The sequence below is a fragment of the Vibrio ezurae NBRC 102218 genome (assembly GCF_000467185.1).
Taxonomy (GTDB): domain Bacteria; phylum Pseudomonadota; class Gammaproteobacteria; order Enterobacterales; family Vibrionaceae; genus Vibrio; species Vibrio ezurae.
This window is the reverse complement of sequence record NZ_BATM01000013.1, coordinates 1-14,751: the sequence shown is the minus strand read 5'-3', so window position 1 is coordinate 14,751 and position 14,751 is coordinate 1. Positions and strand designations below refer to the sequence as shown.

Genomic DNA, 14,751 nt, shown 5'->3' with positions numbered 1-14,751 from the left:
AATCTTTAGATTCACTCATCATTACCGACATCCACAACCAGCAACTACTGATTGAAAAAGAAGATATCGCGATTGATGAAAACGGTCACTATACCGTAACTGGAATTAATGTGGATGACTTAGCTGACGGCACACTGACTGTCACCGCAAACAGTACCGATGTGGATGGTAATACCGCAACCGTTACTGACACAGTGGTAAAAGATTACACCTATGGTGATGACTCCGATGATGATGGCGCAGACATTACACCACCGTCAGTATCCCTAACCGATAATAATGGCGAGGAAGTCATCAACGGTGAGGGTGAAACAGCAACGATCAGCGGCTACTTAGGTGAAGGTGGCAAATCCTTAGATTCACTCATCATTAGCGACATAAACAATCAACAACTGCTGATTGCAAAAGAAGACATCGCGATTGATGAAAACGGCAACTATACCATTACTGGAATCAACGTGGATGATTTAGCTGACGGCATATTAACAGTTACCGCAAGCAGTACCGATGTGGATGGCAATACCACATCAGTCACTGACACAGTTGAAAAAGATTATACCTATGGTGATGACTCCGATGATGATGGTTCAGATATTACGCCACCATCAGTATCGCTAACCGATAACAACGGAGAGGAAGTGATAAACGGCGAGGGTGAAACAGCCGTTATCACAGGCTATCTTGGCGAAGGTGGTGAAGAACTTACGTCGTTAATCATTACTGACGTTGATGGAAAAGAACTGATTATTCCATCTGCTGATATTCAGTTTGATGGTAATGGCAACTACACAGTCATCAATATTAACGTGGATGATCTTGCTGATGGCGTGCTTACCGTTACGGCCAATAGCACTGATGTTGATGGGAACATTGTAACGGTTACCGACACAGTAGATAAAGATTATACCTCTGATGATAATTCAGGTGATGGAGCATGGGGTCTAACCCCTAAAAATGGCTTGTCTGTTGCCGAAGGCAATACCAGTGATCCTATTGCCGTTAAGTTGCTTGAAGGTGGTACGGTTGTTTTAGCCGCAAATGAATTGCTTACGTTTACTTTTTCACTAATTGGGTTTAGTGAAGGGCTTACAGCACAAGACTTTGTACTTCATTTAAATACTTCTGAAGACTATTCGAGTTCGTCTCTAGTCAACAGTGATGGAGATATTGAAGTCACTGTGCAAAATATTTCTGGCTCTGAAATTGTTGTTGGTCGAGGAAATTCCGATGAAGATTTACTTTCCATAGAAGTTCAAGCTACTACGGATAATGATGTCGAACTTGATGAGTCGTTCACTTTGCATTTAATTGATGCCAGCATAGGCGCACCAAAACCTTCACAAGATGAAGTCGATGTGACCATTTATGACAACACGGACCTAGTTACGCTAAATCGAGAGTTTGTTGAGAGTGCTAATGAGATTCTAGCAACCCTAGGTGACGATATTCTACAAGGGACTGCGGAGCAAGATACCTTTATATGGAAAAGCGACATACTCGATAGTGGTACGGATTTAATTCAAGATTTTTCAGTTGGAGAAGATGGGATTGTGTTAGATGATATTTTAGAGCCAACCCAAAGCGATAGTATTGATGCGTTATTAAATAAAATCGAAGTGAGTGTAATAGGTGACGATGTGACGTTAAATATTGAGCATACAGGTGGCACGCAAACTATTGTTATTCAGGATTCACGATCGCAATTTGGAGATTCAATCGCGAACAATGGTAGTTTTGATGAAACGGAAATTCTTAATCAACTTATTGTTAAATCGACAGAAGTATAGTCATTAGATAGGCCTGCATTATAATGGGCAGGCCTGTTTCGCTCATAGAGTGGCAGAGGTTAAACGACTTTTGCCGCAAAACCTTTCAGATATAAACCTTCTGGATAAGCCGTATCAAACAAGTGATCGCTTGCTTGAGTAAAGGATTCCACAAATTTAACTTCACGACCGGCATCTAGCGCCGCATCAGCAATGATTTTTTGGAATAAACCTGACTCCATGAGCCCTGAACACGAATAAGTGAGCAAAGTGCCACCGGGTTTGAGTATTTGGATAGCTAGCATGTTGAGATCTTTATAACCACGAGCGCCACTGGTTAGGTTGCTCTTTGAGCTAACCATTTTCGGTGGGTCCATGATAACTACGTCAAACTGAGTACCTTGGTCACGATATTCACGCAGTATTTTAAATACGTCCGCATTTAGAAATACCGCTTTTTTGATGTTAAAGCCGTTCAGCTCTGCATTTTGTTTCGCGATATCAAGTGCTGGTTGTGATACGTCTACATTGATAACACGTTCAGCGCCTGCTTTAAGCGCGTATAGGCCAAAACCGCCAGTGTACGAGAAGCAGTTTAAAACTTGCTTACCCTTAACGTATTTCATTGAGTGTTGACGGCTGTCACGTTGATCAAGATAAAAACCTGTCTTATGACCAGTTTTAATATCAACTTGAATTTTTACGCCATTTTCTTCAATCACGATAGGTTCGCTAGGCTCAGTGCCATGCAATAGTCCTGTCGTTTCTTCTAAGCCTTCTTTTTTGCGCACGGCAACGTCAGAACGTTCATAGATAGAACATTCAGGGAAGCAATGCTTTAACGCTTCTACAATGTGTTGCTTCTGCTTTTCTGCGCCAGCGCTTAAAAGCTGACACACCAAGTAATCTTGATACTTATCTATGGTTACACCAGGCATTGAGTCAGACTCAGCGGCAATCAAGCGGTAACCAGTTAGTGCACCTCGGGCGATGCATTCTTCTCTTAGCATTTGCGCTTGTTGAATACGTTCAATAAAGAATGCGGTGTCGATCTCTTTTTTGATGAAGCTCCAAATGCGAGCGCGGATTTGCGAGTTAGGAGAGTAGGCCGCTTTTGCTAACCATTGACCATTGTGTGCAAACACATCTACCGTATCACCCAGTTGTGGATCGCCGGTAACCATTTCAATACCTCTAGAAAAAATCCAAGGGTGACGACGACGGACAGATTTGTCTCGGCCTTTCGCTAGTTTGATAGATGCGCTCATAAAAATGTAAGTCTCAAAGAAAATTTTGTGACATTGTCGTGTAACAACCCAGTAAAAGCAAATTAGAAACGATTATACTTGTCATCATTGCTGATAAGTTTGTTTTACCCGTCTATTTCTCTAATCTATTTAACAGCAGCAAGGAGGACGTATGTCATCAATTTGCCGAAAATTTCTGGTCTCTGGCACAGTGCAAATGGTGGGTTTTCGTTATCACACCGCCCATCAAGGTTTAAAATTTGGCTTAACGGGATATGCGAAGAATTTAAATGATGGCAGTGTGGAAGTGTTCGCGTGCGGCGCAAAGGAGCAAGTCGAGCAGTTGGCACAGTGGTTAAAAGTGGGGCCAAGAACGGCCTCAGTGGAAAGTTGCATCGCATCTGAGGCAGAGTTTAAGCATTACGCAGGCTTTGATATTTTATAGGTGCTCAATACAAAGCACTGCTGAACCAAAGCACTGTCAAACCAAAGTACAGCTAAACACGATTACAAGCATTTTGCCGGTTTAGGTAAACCCGCCAGTTTAGTTGCTTGCTTCGCAGGGCCTTGTTTAAACAGTTTGAAAAGGTATTTGCTGTTGCCTTTTTCTGGGCCGTGCGCTTTTTCCATCGCTTTGACGAGCATGCGCACCGCAGGCGAGGTATTAAATTCTAAGTAGAAGTCTCGTACAAAGTGTACAACCTCTAGATGTGCAGGGGTAAGCTCAATGCCTTCTTGCTCTGCTAAAATTGCAATCATGCCTTCTTCCCAATCTTTAAAATTAAGTAGATAGCCTTGAGTGTCTGTTTCTATGTTTTTGCCGTTGAATTCAAACATAGCCTGTTCCTAAGTGATACATCATTGCTTGAATTATCTTTAAAAAACAAAAAGCCCGCAACTAGTGCGGGCTCAATAAAGCAAAGATTAATCAATATTAATCGTTATTCATGATACCTAGGATACTAAGTAGGCTGATGAATAGGTTGTAGATTGAAACGTATAGGGTGATTGTAGCTGAGATGTAGTTAGTCTCACCACCGCGAACGATTTGCTGTGTTGTTAGCAAGATTGCACCAGTTGAGAACAATACAAACATACCGCTCATTGCTAGGTGAATCATTGGCATTTGTAGGAAGATGTTCGCTACCATACCGATTAGAAGAACCACAAAACCAGCCATTAATAGGCCACCTAGGAAAGATAGGTCACGTTTAGTGGTTAGTGCGTAAGCTGATGCGCTCATAAAGGCCAGTGCTGTGCCGCCAAGTGCGGTCACAATGGTGTCACCCATGCCTGCACCAATGTACATGTTTAGGATTGGACCTGTGGTATAGCCTAAGAAGCCAGTGAATAGGAAAGTGAAAACTAAGCCCATGCTGTTGTTACGGTTCTTCTCAGTTAAGAACAGTAAGCCGTAGAAACCAACAAGCATGATGATTAGGCCAGGACGGGGTAGGTTCATAGCCATAGAAACGCCCGCTACTACAGCAGACCAAAGCAATGTTAGTGATAACAAGAAATAGGTGTTACGCAAAACCTTGTTGGTTTGCAGCACACTTTCTTGGGTGCGAGTGCGTGATACCAATGGACTGTTCATAGTGTTCCTCAAAAGACCTTTAAATAATTAGTATATATATGGGGCGAAAAGTTCAATTTTTCAAGTACAGCGTTCGCCTACGCCACCCTGATAGTAAGCAAATTATGTTACCGAGTGAACCGCAAAGTGTAACTAACGGTAAACGGCTTCTTTGTTCACGTAAAAAAGGGCAGCAGTGCTACCCTTTATTTTACGTCAAATATTGAATTAGTGGTGCAATATTTGCGATAAGAAGTTCTGAGTGCGATCTGACTGCGGGTTTTCAAAGAAATCGATTGGATTATTTTCTTCAATAATTTCGCCTGCATCCATAAAGATCACTCTATCGGCCACCTCTTTGGCAAAGCCCATTTCATGGGTCACACATAGCATGGTCATCCCTTCATCGGCTAACTCAACCATTACATCTAGCACTTCACGTACCATTTCAGGGTCGAGCGCCGAGGTTGGCTCATCAAACAACATCACTTGAGGGTTCATACACAAAGAACGTGCAATCGCCACACGTTGCTGTTGTCCACCCGAGAGTTGACCTGGGTATTTATCCGCTTGATCTGGGATCTTCACGCGCTCTAAATACTTCATCGCCACAGCATCAGCTTCTTCTTTAGGCATTTTTTTCACCCAAATTGGCGCAAGAGTGCAGTTTTCTAGCACAGTTAGGTGCGGGAATAAGTTGAAGTGCTGAAAACACATGCCGACTTCACGGCGAACCGCTTCGATATTTTTAAGATCTTCAGTCAGTTCAGTACCAGAGACAAAAATATGGCCTTTTTGATGCTCTTCCAAACGGTTAATACAACGAATCATCGTCGATTTACCTGAGCCAGAAGGGCCACAAATTACGATCTTTTCGCCCTTTTTAACATTTAGGTTGATGTTTTTCAGTACGTGAAACTCACCGTACCACTTGTTCATGTTCTCTAGTTGGATCATGTAATCTTGTTGTTGCGTCATAATACGTCCTTGATAATTATCGTTTGTGACCGGTGTGAAGTTTGTTCTCTAGCCATATCGAATACCTCGACATGCCAAAACAAAATACCCAGAACACTAACGCGACAAATACATAGCTTTCGATAGCAAAACCTAACCATTCAGGGTCGGTGTTTGCCGATTGTCCAATACCTAATACATCAAACATACCAATGATAAGTACTAAACTGGTGTCTTTAAATAGACCAATAAAAGTGTTTACGATAGATGGAATGGTGATTTTAAGCGCTTGAGGAAGAATAATTAAACGCATTTTCTTCCAATATGAGAGGCCTAAGGCATCGGCTGCTTCATATTGTCCACTAGGGATGGCTTGTAAGCCGCCTCGAACCACTTCTGCCATATACGCAGCACTAAACAGGACCACCCCGACCAATGCGCGAATCAGCTTGTCAGTTTGCATTCCCTCTGAAAGAAACAGCGGTAGCATGACCGAGGCCATAAATAGCACCGTAATTAAAGGAACCCCACGCCAGACTTCGATATATACCGTACACACACTGCGTATAATAGGCATTTCAGAGCGGCGGCCTAAGGCCAACAACACCCCAATGGGTAGCGATACCACAATGCCAACCAAAGCGATGATTAGAGTAACGAGCAAGCCACCCCATTTATGTGTTTCGACTACTTCTAAGCCAAATACGCCACCGTACAAAAGTGCGGCGATAAGGAACGGATAGATGTTGACGAAAAAGAGCCAAATCCAGGTACGTTTAGGCGTTTTTTCATAGACTAATGCGCCAATGAACAAAGCCAGTGTTGCGTAGAATAGGCGAGGGCGCCACAATTCAGCTTCGGGATAAAAGCCATACATGAATTGTTCCCAGCGAACACTGATAAACACCCAACAAGCACCTGCGCTGGTACAGTCATCTCGAGTGGTTCCTGACCAATCTGCGTTAACAAATGCCCAACTGAATATCTGACTAAACAGAAGAAACGCAATGTAACCTAAGATTATGGAGACTAGGGTATTGACTGGGGTACTAAAGAGGTTTTTCTTCGCCCAGCCAATCACGCCGACAGAGGTTGATGGTGGTGGAAGATCCGGTTGAAATTGATGTGTGCTCATATTATCTCTCCACCAACGCGACTTTCTTGTTGTAGATATTCATAACAAAAGAGGTCAGTAGACTTAATGTGAGGTAAACCCCCATAGTCATTGCAATGATCTCTATCGCTTGCCCCGTTTGGTTTAACGTCGTGCCTGCAAAAACCGAGACTAAATCCGGGTAGCCAATTGCCATCGCAAGAGAGGAGTTCTTGGTCAAGTTAAGATACTGACTGGTTAATGGCGGAATAATAATTCGCAAAGCTTGAGGAATAACCACCAAGCGTAGCGTGCGACTGCGAGGCAAGCCTAGCGACATCGCCGCTTCGGTTTGACCGTGACTGACGGCATTGATTCCTGAACGTACAATTTCAGCAATAAATGAGGCTGTGTAGATACTCAGCGCTAAGGTTAGTGCGGCCAATTCCGGGATAATGCTGATTCCGCCACTGAAGTTGAACCCTTTTAATTCAGGGAATTCAGCCGTGATTGGCATGCCCGTCATAAAGTAGGCGATTGCGCTTAAACCAAAGATTAGACCAATCGCTATTCGTCCAACAGGGGTTTGTTGCCCAGTGAGTTTTTGTTTGTTTTTAGCCCATACGGCAATCAATATTGAAGCAATAATCGCGACAATAAAGGCGCCAATAACCACACCACTGCCTTCATTAAAGACGGGGGCGGGTAAAAATAGACCTCGGACATTTAAAAATACGGCTTCGCCCAAGCTTAAGCTTTGTCTTGGCGAAGGTAGCGCTTGTAATACGGCAAAATACCAAAAGAAAATTTGCAGCAGTAATGGGATATTACGGAACACTTCGATATAGACAGCGGCTAAACGACTGACCAACCAGTTGCTAGATAGACGGGCGATACCCATGATAAAGCCAAGGATAGTGGCAAATACAATACCTAACGCTGACACTAATGCGGTATTGAGCAGACCAACGATGAAGGTTCGCCCATAACTGAACGTTTCATCGTATTCAACGAGGTGAAGACCAATGCCAAAGCCCGCTTCTTTCGACAGGAAATCGAAGCCGGTCGCAATACCGCGAGCATCAAGATTGCTTAGCGCGTTGTTCACAATAGTATAAAAAAACCAAACGAGGCCTAAGACAGCGATAACCTGAAAGGCGATAGCTCGAAAGGTGGGGTTATAAAGAAGGTTTGAGCTCTTTTTTCCTGAACTGGGTTCAGTTTGGGTTATTTTTGGTGGGGTCATACAACTAACCTTTAATTAAATCCATTTAAACAAAAGGGCGGCGGCGCCGCCCTTAGGTTACAACGACAGGATTATCGCATCGGTGGTGCGTACATGAAGCCACCTGCATTCCATAGTGCATTCACACCACGAGTAATTTGCAGTGGAGAGCCTGTACCTACAGTGCGCTCAAAGCTTTCACCGTAGTTACCTACTTGTTTAATGACTTGGTAACCCCAGTCGTCTTTAAGACCTAATGCGGTTCCTTTTGGTCCATCAACACCGAGAATACGTTTTACGTTTGGATCGGATGACTTAAGCATCTCATCGGCATTTTTCGAAGTGATGCCGTACTCTTCTGCGTTGATCATGGCATTTAACGTCCATTTTGCGACATTAAACCACTTATCATCACCTTGACGAACAACAGGACCTAGAGGTTCTTTAGAAATGATTTCTGGTAATACGACGGCTGAAGAAGGGTCTTTAAGATTTAAGCGCAGTGCGTAAAGTCCAGATTGGTCGGTAGTAAGAACGTCACAGCGACCAGCATCAAAACCGGCTGATGTTTGTGCCGCAGTATCAAATACGACGGGTTTGTATTTCATGCCACTAGCGCGGAAGTAGTCGGCTAGGTTAAGTTCGGTTGTTGTACCTGACTGAACACACACCGCAGCGCCATCCAGTTCTTTTGCACTCATTACGCCAAGATCTTTCTTAACCATGAAGCCTTGTCCGTCGTAGTAGTTTACGCCAACAAAGTTTAGGCCTAGCGCGGTATCACGGTGTTGAGTCCAAGTCGTGTTGCGCGACAAAACATCAATTTCACCCGATTGCAGTGCAGTAAAACGCTCTTTTGCGGTCAGAGGAACATACTTTACTTTTGTTTTGTCACCCAGCACAGCAGCTGCCAGTGCTTGACAATATTCTACATCAATCCCTTCCCATTGCCCTTTTGAGTTAGGGTTGGAAAAACCAGGAAGACCGGTACTCACACCACAGGTGAGTGAGCCAGATGCTAAAACTTTGTCTAGCGTGCTATCTGTCGCTGAGGCTGATGTGGCCATTACAGCAGTTGATGCAGCTACTACAGAAGCTAGAATTGTGAGTTTATTCGCCATCTATTTATTTCCTTTCTCTAATAGTCCATGGATGATGAAGCGTCATCTATTGATCTTTGCGATTTTACATTGAATGTAAAACTGATTGTGTGAATCACCAAATTGGGGCATATTTCCCATGCCCTAATGCAAAGTAGTTTAGGTTTCTAAGTAACTCAATTAATTGCAAATTATGATTTACTATTAACTTAACCCCTTTAGAATGACCAAATGTTGCTAGTTTGTAAATAGTGCAACATAGTTCAACTTTGGTTCATTAGTCGAATAGTGTGAGATTTTAATTTTAACCAGTGCCTTTGACTGGTTTTTGATTGATGTACAGCTTAAATGGCTGAAACATTATTCAAATTGAAGCAATCAACTGGATGATTGTTTTTATAGGCAATGCGTTGCACTAATTTAGTGAAATTGTTGTTGTGATTTTAGTTAAATAAGAAAGGTACAAAATGCGCTATTTCCCTCTTTTTTATGATTTACTTCATAAGCCTGTGCTTGTGGTTGGTGGTGGGGAAGTCGCCAGTCGTAAAATTGAAAGCTTGTTAAAATCAGGTGCTTACGTAACGGTTGTCTCCCCAAGATTAGACCCTTTTTTAGCTTCGTTAGCGTCAGAGAACAAAATCAGTTGGATTAAAGGCTTTTATCAAGAGTGTCTGATTGATGAGTTTGTGCAAATTTGGGCGACCACAGATAACCCTGAACTTAATCATCGTGTACATCGGGATGCAAAACTCGCTGGGATCATGGTGAATGTGGTTGACGATACTGAGCATTGTGATTTCATCACACCTTCAATGATCAATAGAGGTCGAATACAAGTGGCCTTCTCCAGTGGGGGCGGATCACCTGTACTTGTTCGTAATTTAAGACGGACGTTTGAAGCCGTATTACCGCAAAATTTGTCTTTGTTAGCCGATTTTGCCACCGCTAAGCGAAATGACATCAAAACGAAGTTACCTGACGTGACTCAAAGAAGACTGTTTTGGGAGTGCTTTTTCGACGATGAACAAGTGAAACGTGCCAATCAAAATAGTGTGCTTCAATCTTGCTATGAACAAATGATCGCAAATGGCCAATTTGAGCCAGTTTATTCGGTCACTTGGATTGAAACGGGCAGCGACTTTGAAATGTTAACCTTAAAAGCACTGCGCCTGATGCAGGCGTCAGAAATGGTGTTGTATCATAACTCCATTGATACTGTATATATAGACAGTTGCCGTAGAGATGCGCAACGTGAGAGCTGGAAAGACGTTTCTTCACTTAACGCGCAGCTTGAGGTTCAACAGGAAAATAACCGCGCAGTAGTGGTGCTACTCCCAGAAATGAATAAAACACTGTATAGCGAACTGTCATTGTGTTGTGGTTCGTTTGAGGTGTTGTCGTACGCTCGGCAATCACAAGATTAGTCGCTTCTGTACCTGTCACTGAACAGAATTGTCGTCACTAAATGGCGTGCACCAATTTAAACAAAGAATAAAAAGTAAAGAATAAGGAAACTATGTCATCATTTAAAACCCGCTGCCCATCTTGTAAAGGGCTTAATCGTGTTCCTAGTGCGCGTATTGCTGAAACGCCAAAATGTGGAAAATGCCAGACTGCGTTACTCGATGGTGCCGCGATAGAAGGGACGGCGGATAATTTTGCCACACTCATTAATAGCAAGTTGCCAGTCGTGGTTGATTTTTGGGCTCCTTGGTGTAATCCGTGTCTTGGATTTGCCCCCGTCTTTGCAAGTGTAGCGTCTGAGCGAGTCGGTGCGGTTCGTTGCTTGAAAGTCGATACTGAATCAGAGCAGGCACTAGGAGCGCAGTACGGCATTCGTAGTATCCCAACGATCATGGTCTTTAAAGAAGGGAAGGTGCTAGACACATTAAATGGTGCTTTGCCTAAATCACAATTTGATCAGTGGTTAAATCAGGTCATTAATTGATAACGTCAATCGGCAATATTGTTATGGCGCATAAAAAACGAGAGGAAGTTCCTCTCGTTTTTATTATTTTTTGCTCAATAAGATCAGATTAATCTCTAAAATTCTCATATTGGAAAGGCTGGCCTAAGTCAGAGCTTTTAATTAAGGCAATGGCAGATTGTAAATCATCACGCTTTTTGCCTGTAATACGAACTTTCTCACCTTGAATACTAGCTTGAACTTTCAATTTGGCATCTTTAATTGTTTTGACTAACTTCTTCGCCATTTCTTTATCAATGCCTTGTTTAAACAGCACTGTTTGGTACCAGTTCTTTCCTGATGCATCCGGTTTTTGTGCGTCCATAGTGTTTACGTCAACACTGCGTTTTGTCAGGTTTCCGCGTAAAATATCGCGCATTTGTTTCAGTTGGAAGTCGGCTTCGGCACTGAGCTTTACTGTTTCATCCTTAAACTCAAAACTGGCTTGTACACCTCTAAAATCAAAACGGGTAGCGAGTTCACGGTTTGCGTTTTCTACCGCATGGCGAATGTCGACGGTTTCGACTTCGGAAACAATGTCAAATGAAGGCATTTAATTCTCCTTAAAGTTGTGTTTTTACAGCGTCAGCTAGAATATCAAGCATTTCAATCGTATCTTCCCAACTTAAACATGGGTCAGTAATTGATTTACCGTATTGTAATGCACTGAGATCGTTCATTGGTTGATTGCCTTCTTCAATAAAGCTTTCAGCCATGATTCCGGCGATATGTTGGCTACCGGATTTGATTTGATTGGCAATCTCTTTTGCAACATCAAGTTGTTTACGATGTTGTTTTTGACAGTTTGCATGGCTAAAGTCGACAATCAGACGTTGCGGTAGGTCGACCTCACCAAGTGCGTGACAGGCTTTTTCAATCGAAGCTTGATCAAAGTTAGGCCCTGTATCGCCACCACGTAGAATTACGTGTCCATGTGGGTTACCTGAAGTGCGGTATACCGTCATGCGACCATTTTTATCTGGTGAGTAGAAGTAATGTGATGCTTTTGAGGCGCGCACGGCATCAATAGCAATCTTGACGCTACCATTGGTACCGTTTTTAAAGCCGACAGGGCAAGAAAGGGCTGACGCCATTTCTCTATGGATCTGCGACTCAGTGGTGCGAGCACCGATAGCCCCCCAAGAAATAAGGTCAGTAATATATTGCCCGGTAACCATATCTAGAAACTCGGTCGCGGTGGGTAGACCAAGAGTATTAATATCGACCAAAAGTTGACGTGCTTTGTGTAAGCCAGCTTCAAGTGCGTACGAGCCATCAAGGTTTGGATCGGTAATCAGTCCTTTCCAGCCAATGATAGTGCGAGGTTTTTCAAAATAAGTACGCATGACAATAAACAGTTGTTCTTGATACTGTTCTTGCACAGTAGCAAGTCGGCTCGCGTAATCAAGAGCTGCTTCAGTATCATGAATAGAGCAAGGTCCTACAATGACCAGACAACGTTTATCTTCGCCATTCAAAATGCGCTCAATGTGTTGACGAGATTCTTTAATTTTATCGGCTAACTCAGGCGTTAGCGGATGTAAATTAGACAATTCCGCAGGTGTAGGCATTGGCCCAAGGGGCTGGGTACGCAATTCATCGGTTTTCAGTGACATAATAATCAAATCTTCTTCTTTCGAAATTGTGCTAACGATAGCGGAAATATTCAGCAGAATAAACTTGAACATTTAAATTCGATAAAATTTAATGGCTCAAAGGAACAACTGTCTATTATTTGTTCTTAAATGGCGGGTATTTGCCTTTTTTGACCATGTAGCGCTAAACAAAGCTCGATTCTGTCATTTTCTTGGTACATTTTATCAATTGGCTATTTGAAACATTAAATTGTGGTGGTATTTTGATTCTAATAACAAACTAGAGTCTAGGTAGGACGCAAATGCCAAATTCGGAATTACTTTTGGGCAACTCACTGCAACAACGCAGCGAAGGTGCTGAGCACGTATTACTGTCAATCGGTGATGTCATTCAAGAGCGAATGTTTTTTCATCCAGCACTGATTGCGAGTGACTTGACGTTAAGTGATGCTGATCAAATGGCATTGGATGCGGTTGTTAATGGACAAGATCTGAATGCGTTTTATCAGCAGGTATTAACGGAAACAGCAACAGAACTTGAACTAGGCCAATATAAACGCGTTCGCGTACAACTGAGTCACTGTGATAGCAACGCATTTTCAGCACTGATTGCAGGCAGTTTGGAAGAGTGTGAAACGAATCCTATGCTTGGTGCTCGTGGCGTATCTCGTTTTGCTTCTGACTTCTATAAGCCAAGTTTTGCATTAGAATGCCAGTTTATTAAAAACTTGCGTGAGCAAGGTATCGACGTTGAAGTTGTTGTGCCGTTTGTGCGCAGTTTAAGCGACGCTGCAAAAATTATTGACCGACTTGCCGAGCAAGGGCTTCCACGTGGACTTAACGGCTTGAAAGTGCTGTTTGGTGCGGATACGCCTTCGGCAGTGCTTCTGTCAGAACGCTTGTTAAAATACTTTGATGGCGTATGTGTGGATCTTGCTTCATTAACGCAATTAACCTTAGGTTTGGATCGCAACAATGAAGCGGTGTCTATGGGGTACAATGTGCGCAATGAAGCTGTGCTTGAATTGTTAACTCAGGTTCTAACACAAGCAAATGTTGCACGTAAATCGTCAATTGTTCTTACTGAAGGGTTAGCGGACAATACGAAGTTGCAAGAGTTTTTACTTGAATATCCTCAATGTGACATCATCAACGTCGATTAATGAGTTGAATATTGTCTAAGTGTAGAGTGAGCCATTGATTTGTATCGGCAAATCAATGGCTCCTTTTCATAAAATGATAAGTGAATTATGGCAATGGCAATAATTCATAAAGTCACAGAAAAGACTTTGTATTGTGCAAGTAAGGCAATACAATCGTCGCGATATCGACAAATACGAGTAAAGAAATGATAAAAATTGGCCAACTTAACGCACTTAATATTACCCAGATCACTGATTTTGGCGTTTTTCTAGACGCTTTTGATTATGGGAGTGTATTGCTTCCGAAGAAACAACTCAGTGAAGAGCCAGAAGTTGGTCAATCCATTCATGTGTTTCTTTATTTTGATTCAGATAACGAATTGTGTGCGACGCGTGAAACGCCAATTGCTCAAGTGGGCGAGTGGGGGTTGATGGAAATAAAAAGCATTAACAGCACTGGCGCATTCGTTAACTGGGGTATAGAGAAAAAAGATCTATTGATCCCTTACAGCGAACAGCGTGCTCGTTTTAACGAAGGCCAAACGATTTTGGTTTACGTTTACACCGATAATGCGAGTGGACGTATTGTGGGTACAACCAAGTTTAATAAATGGTTGGATAAGACCCCACAACATTATACTTCAAACCAACAAGTCGATTTACTGATCGCCGAGCGCAGCGACTTGGGTTACAAAGCCATCATTAATGGCGAACACTGGGGCATGATTTTCAGCTCTGATGTGATTGGTAAACTGTTTATTGGTAAACGCCTAAAAGGTTACATCAAACAAGTACGTGAAGACGGAAAAATTGACTTGTCGTTACAAAAGATTGGTGTGGCTAAGATGGATGATCTTAGTGAAAAAATCCTAGCGCTGCTTGATAAAAAAGAGGGCTTCTTACCTCTTAACGACAAATCAACACCTGACGCTATCTTTAAAGTATTCCGTACCAGTAAAGGCACGTTTAAAAAGACCATCGGCGGTCTGTATAAAGCGGGGCATATCACCATTGAAAGTGATGGTATTCATCGCGTAAAGTAAGACCTAAAGTAAATGCGGACGGACTTATACCAATCGTACTA

15 protein-coding genes are annotated in these 14,751 nt (G+C 42.7%); 6 read left to right on the top strand and 9 right to left on the bottom strand.

Annotated features, from left to right (window positions below; genetic code table 11):
• Positions 1–1,787 (top strand): hypothetical protein (locus VEZ01S_RS16825; RefSeq protein WP_021713147.1); only part of this gene is annotated, 1,787 nt, incomplete at its 5' end.
• A gap of 59 nt (positions 1,788–1,846) precedes the next feature.
• Here VEZ01S_RS16825 and VEZ01S_RS06110 read toward each other — a convergent pair.
• Positions 1,847–3,034, bottom strand: coding sequence for a class I SAM-dependent methyltransferase (locus tag VEZ01S_RS06110; RefSeq protein WP_021713146.1), 1,188 nt, complete (start codon positions 3,032–3,034; stop codon positions 1,847–1,849).
• A 151-nt stretch (positions 3,035–3,185) separates the two neighbouring features.
• On the opposite strand from VEZ01S_RS06110, the gene yccX reads away from it, so the two are divergent.
• On the top strand, positions 3,186–3,458 hold the full coding sequence (yccX, locus tag VEZ01S_RS06105) for an acylphosphatase (RefSeq protein WP_021713145.1): 273 nt from the start codon (positions 3,186–3,188) through the stop codon (positions 3,456–3,458).
• Between the two features lie 62 nt (positions 3,459–3,520).
• On the opposite strand, the gene VEZ01S_RS06100 is transcribed toward yccX, so the two are convergent.
• The 6 genes from VEZ01S_RS06100 to VEZ01S_RS06075 all read right to left on the bottom strand — a co-directional run bounded on the left by VEZ01S_RS06100 (position 3,521) and on the right by VEZ01S_RS06075 (position 8,985).
• Positions 3,521–3,850 (bottom strand): TusE/DsrC/DsvC family sulfur relay protein, encoded by a 330-nt coding sequence (locus tag VEZ01S_RS06100; protein ID WP_021713144.1) that lies wholly within the window; start codon positions 3,848–3,850, stop codon positions 3,521–3,523.
• A gap of 97 nt (positions 3,851–3,947) precedes the next feature.
• Positions 3,948–4,610, bottom strand: coding sequence for a Bax inhibitor-1/YccA family protein (locus tag VEZ01S_RS06095; RefSeq protein ID WP_021713143.1), 663 nt, complete (start codon positions 4,608–4,610; stop codon positions 3,948–3,950).
• A 207-nt stretch (positions 4,611–4,817) separates the two neighbouring features.
• The gene (locus VEZ01S_RS06090; RefSeq protein ID WP_021713142.1) at positions 4,818–5,567 is read right to left on the bottom strand and encodes an amino acid ABC transporter ATP-binding protein; all 750 of its coding nucleotides are present in this window, start codon (positions 5,565–5,567) and stop codon (positions 4,818–4,820) included.
• Between the two features lie 16 nt (positions 5,568–5,583).
• Positions 5,584–6,681 carry an amino acid ABC transporter permease gene (locus VEZ01S_RS06085; protein WP_021713141.1) on the bottom strand — a complete coding sequence of 366 codons (1,098 nt, stop codon included), beginning with the start codon at positions 6,679–6,681 and terminating at the stop codon, positions 5,584–5,586.
• Position 6,682: 1 nt separating this feature from the next.
• Positions 6,683–7,885 carry an amino acid ABC transporter permease gene (locus tag VEZ01S_RS06080; RefSeq protein WP_021713140.1) on the bottom strand — a complete coding sequence of 401 codons (1,203 nt, stop codon included), beginning with the start codon at positions 7,883–7,885 and terminating at the stop codon, positions 6,683–6,685.
• 71 nt (positions 7,886–7,956) lie between these two features.
• Positions 7,957–8,985 (bottom strand): amino acid ABC transporter substrate-binding protein, encoded by a 1,029-nt coding sequence (locus VEZ01S_RS06075; protein ID WP_021713139.1) that lies wholly within the window; start codon positions 8,983–8,985, stop codon positions 7,957–7,959.
• 446 nt (positions 8,986–9,431) lie between these two features.
• Here VEZ01S_RS06075 and VEZ01S_RS06070 point away from each other — a divergent pair, with 446 nt between their 5' ends.
• Together VEZ01S_RS06070 and trxC are read left to right on the top strand one after the other, a co-directional pair.
• Entirely contained in the window at positions 9,432–10,388 is a 957-nt protein-coding gene (locus VEZ01S_RS06070) for a precorrin-2 dehydrogenase/sirohydrochlorin ferrochelatase family protein (protein WP_021713138.1), read from the top strand.
• Positions 10,389–10,480: 92 nt separating this feature from the next.
• Positions 10,481–10,912, top strand: a complete 432-nt coding sequence (trxC, locus tag VEZ01S_RS06065; protein WP_021713137.1) for a thioredoxin TrxC — start codon at positions 10,481–10,483, stop codon at positions 10,910–10,912.
• Between the two features lie 88 nt (positions 10,913–11,000).
• Here the strand turns inward: trxC and VEZ01S_RS06060 are convergent, their stop codons facing one another.
• Both VEZ01S_RS06060 and VEZ01S_RS06055 read right to left on the bottom strand, forming a co-directional pair.
• Positions 11,001–11,483, bottom strand: a complete 483-nt coding sequence (locus tag VEZ01S_RS06060) for a YajQ family cyclic di-GMP-binding protein (RefSeq protein ID WP_021713136.1) — start codon at positions 11,481–11,483, stop codon at positions 11,001–11,003.
• A gap of 10 nt (positions 11,484–11,493) precedes the next feature.
• Positions 11,494–12,546: a 3-deoxy-7-phosphoheptulonate synthase gene (locus VEZ01S_RS06055; protein ID WP_021713135.1), complete on the bottom strand. Its 1,053-nt coding sequence runs from the start codon at positions 12,544–12,546 to the stop codon at positions 11,494–11,496.
• 281 nt (positions 12,547–12,827) lie between these two features.
• Between VEZ01S_RS06055 and VEZ01S_RS06050 the strand changes: the two genes are divergently transcribed.
• Both VEZ01S_RS06050 and VEZ01S_RS06045 read left to right on the top strand, forming a co-directional pair.
• Positions 12,828–13,688: a putative PEP-binding protein gene (locus tag VEZ01S_RS06050; protein WP_021713134.1), complete on the top strand. Its 861-nt coding sequence runs from the start codon at positions 12,828–12,830 to the stop codon at positions 13,686–13,688.
• A gap of 185 nt (positions 13,689–13,873) precedes the next feature.
• Positions 13,874–14,710 carry a CvfB family protein gene (locus tag VEZ01S_RS06045; RefSeq protein WP_021713133.1) on the top strand — a complete coding sequence of 279 codons (837 nt, stop codon included), beginning with the start codon at positions 13,874–13,876 and terminating at the stop codon, positions 14,708–14,710.
• Positions 14,711–14,751 lie beyond the last annotated feature (41 nt).

What these genes read in the sequence shown, in the direction of transcription:
- VEZ01S_RS06085 (WP_021713141.1), bottom strand. Translation starts at nt 6,681, where the DNA reads ATGAGCACACATCAATTTCAACCGGATCTTCCACCACCATCAACCTCT.
- VEZ01S_RS06095 (WP_021713143.1), bottom strand. Translation starts at nt 4,610, where the DNA reads ATGAACAGTCCATTGGTATCACGCACTCGCACCCAAGAAAGTGTGCTG.
- VEZ01S_RS06045 (WP_021713133.1), top strand. Translation starts at nt 13,874, where the DNA reads ATGATAAAAATTGGCCAACTTAACGCACTTAATATTACCCAGATCACT.
- VEZ01S_RS06050 (WP_021713134.1), top strand. Translation starts at nt 12,828, where the DNA reads ATGCCAAATTCGGAATTACTTTTGGGCAACTCACTGCAACAACGCAGC.
- trxC (WP_021713137.1), top strand. Translation starts at nt 10,481, where the DNA reads ATGTCATCATTTAAAACCCGCTGCCCATCTTGTAAAGGGCTTAATCGT.
- VEZ01S_RS06055 (WP_021713135.1), bottom strand. Translation starts at nt 12,546, where the DNA reads ATGTCACTGAAAACCGATGAATTGCGTACCCAGCCCCTTGGGCCAATG.
- yccX (WP_021713145.1), top strand. Translation starts at nt 3,186, where the DNA reads ATGTCATCAATTTGCCGAAAATTTCTGGTCTCTGGCACAGTGCAAATG.
- VEZ01S_RS06100 (WP_021713144.1), bottom strand. Translation starts at nt 3,850, where the DNA reads ATGTTTGAATTCAACGGCAAAAACATAGAAACAGACACTCAAGGCTAT.
- VEZ01S_RS06060 (WP_021713136.1), bottom strand. Translation starts at nt 11,483, where the DNA reads ATGCCTTCATTTGACATTGTTTCCGAAGTCGAAACCGTCGACATTCGC.
- VEZ01S_RS06075 (WP_021713139.1), bottom strand. Translation starts at nt 8,985, where the DNA reads ATGGCGAATAAACTCACAATTCTAGCTTCTGTAGTAGCTGCATCAACT.
- VEZ01S_RS06110 (WP_021713146.1), bottom strand. Translation starts at nt 3,034, where the DNA reads ATGAGCGCATCTATCAAACTAGCGAAAGGCCGAGACAAATCTGTCCGT.
- VEZ01S_RS06090 (WP_021713142.1), bottom strand. Translation starts at nt 5,567, where the DNA reads ATGACGCAACAACAAGATTACATGATCCAACTAGAGAACATGAACAAG.
- VEZ01S_RS06070 (WP_021713138.1), top strand. Translation starts at nt 9,432, where the DNA reads ATGCGCTATTTCCCTCTTTTTTATGATTTACTTCATAAGCCTGTGCTT.
- VEZ01S_RS06080 (WP_021713140.1), bottom strand. Translation starts at nt 7,885, where the DNA reads ATGACCCCACCAAAAATAACCCAAACTGAACCCAGTTCAGGAAAAAAG.